2 protein-coding genes and 1 pseudogene are annotated in these 1,609 nt (G+C 66.9%); 2 read left to right on the top strand and 1 reads right to left on the bottom strand.

From position 1 onward, the window contains the following. Window positions 1-646: pseudogene (locus tag NA5_RS38370) on the top strand (leucyl aminopeptidase); the annotation flags it as partial. A gap of 76 nt (window positions 647-722) precedes the next feature. Here the strand turns inward: NA5_RS38370 and NA5_RS38365 are convergent. Continuing rightward, window positions 723-1,085: a hypothetical protein gene (locus tag NA5_RS38365; protein ID WP_062993947.1), complete on the bottom strand. Its 363-nt coding sequence runs from the start codon at window positions 1,083-1,085 to the stop codon at window positions 723-725. 259 nt (window positions 1,086-1,344) lie between these two features. Here NA5_RS38365 and NA5_RS38360 point away from each other — a divergent pair. Beyond that, window positions 1,345-1,609 (top strand): biotin/lipoyl-containing protein (locus NA5_RS38360; RefSeq protein ID WP_305781572.1); only part of this gene is annotated, 265 nt, incomplete at its 3' end.

Here is a 1,609-nt window from a genome sequence, read left to right as displayed (position 1 = left end):
GGGCGCCGCCGCGGTCATCGCCGCCACCATCGCCGCCGCCGAACTGGAGCTACCGGTCACCGTGATCGCGACCGTGCCGATGGCCGAGAACATGCCGTCGGCCACCGCGCAGCGCCCCGGCGATGTGCTCACCCAGTACGGCGGCAAGACCGTCGAGGTGCTGAACACCGATGCCGAGGGCCGCCTGATCCTGGCCGACGCGATCGTGCGCGCCAGCGAGGACGATCCGGAATACCTCATCGACGTCGCCACGCTCACCGGCGCGCAGATGGTCGCACTCGGCACCCGTACCCCCGGCGTGATGGGCACCGACGATTTCCGCGACCGCGTCGCGCGGCTGTCGCGGCTGGCCGGTGAAAACGGCTGGGCCATGCCGCTGCCCACCGAACTGCGCGCCGATCTGAACTCCAAGGTCGCCGATCTGGCGAATGTCGCACCGCACCGCTGGGGTGGCATGCTCTCGGCCGCGATCTTCCTGAAGGAGTTCGTCCCGGAGGGCGTGCAGTGGGCGCACCTGGATGTCGCGGGTCCGGCCTACAACACCGGCGGCCCGTTCGGCTACATCGGCAAGGGCGGCACCGGGGTTCCGGTCCGCACCCTGGTCTCGGTGATCGAGGACATCGCGCACGAGGACGCGGCGGAGTAACCGAATGTCGCTGCGGCGTCCGGATTCCCGGGCGCCGCACCACGGTCCGCGAACAAATTGAACGAAAAGAACAGCCCTACAATTCGCCCAGATCGCGTTCCAGCGCGCGCTTGCGCTCGATCCGCTTGCGAGCGTCGTAGTCACGCATCCGTTGCGGATAACCGGTCTTGCGGACGTCGTAAACGGGGATCCGCAAATCTGCGGCTAGCCGTTTGGCGCCACGCTCGCCGACGACGCGGCGGGTCCATTCGCCGTCGGCCGCGATCAATACGACAGTGACATCCGTCACGGTCGTCTTGGGCTCCACGTAGCCCTCCACCCCGGTATGGGTGCGCACCCACTCGGCGAGATAGCGCGCATCCGCACCGGTACTCGAACCCCCACGTAAACCGCTACCACCCCGGGCCGCGCCGCCTCGGAAACGATCCAGCAAACCCAACGACGCCGACCTCCTGACACCGGTGACCCAGCGCTCGGCACCGGTCATTCCATCTTGCCAGCCCCGTGCAGTTCGCTGCCCTGTGCTACACGTCTCGCGAGCGAGTGCAAGGATGGATCGCGGTACAAGAACCACACAGATCTCCGGTGCCACGCACAATGATCGGTGGCTTTCGGACACCCATCGCGACCCGCGGTGGGTGTTCGCAGTGAGATCAACTGTTGTAGAACCCGTCGAGCAGTCAGAGGAGTCAACGGACATGGCCTTCTCCGTCCAGATGCCGGCTCTTGGTGAGAGCGTCACCGAGGGAACGGTGACCAGGTGGCTGAAGCAGGAAGGAGACACGGTCGAGGTCGACGAGCCACTGCTCGAGGTCTCCACCGATAAGGTCGACACCGAGATCCCGTCGCCGGCGGCGGGTGTGTTGTCGAAGATCGTCGCCGCCGAGGATGACGTCGTCGAGGTCGGCGGTGAGCTCGGTGTGATCAGCGAAGCCGGTGAAGCGCCCGCGCCCGCCGCCGCAC

It is taken from the genome of Nocardia anaemiae NBRC 100462, from assembly GCF_001612725.1.
Classification (GTDB): domain Bacteria; phylum Actinomycetota; class Actinomycetes; order Mycobacteriales; family Mycobacteriaceae; genus Nocardia; species Nocardia anaemiae.
Note: the sequence above shows the minus strand (reverse complement) of the source record. Positions and strands in the feature narration are given on the sequence as shown.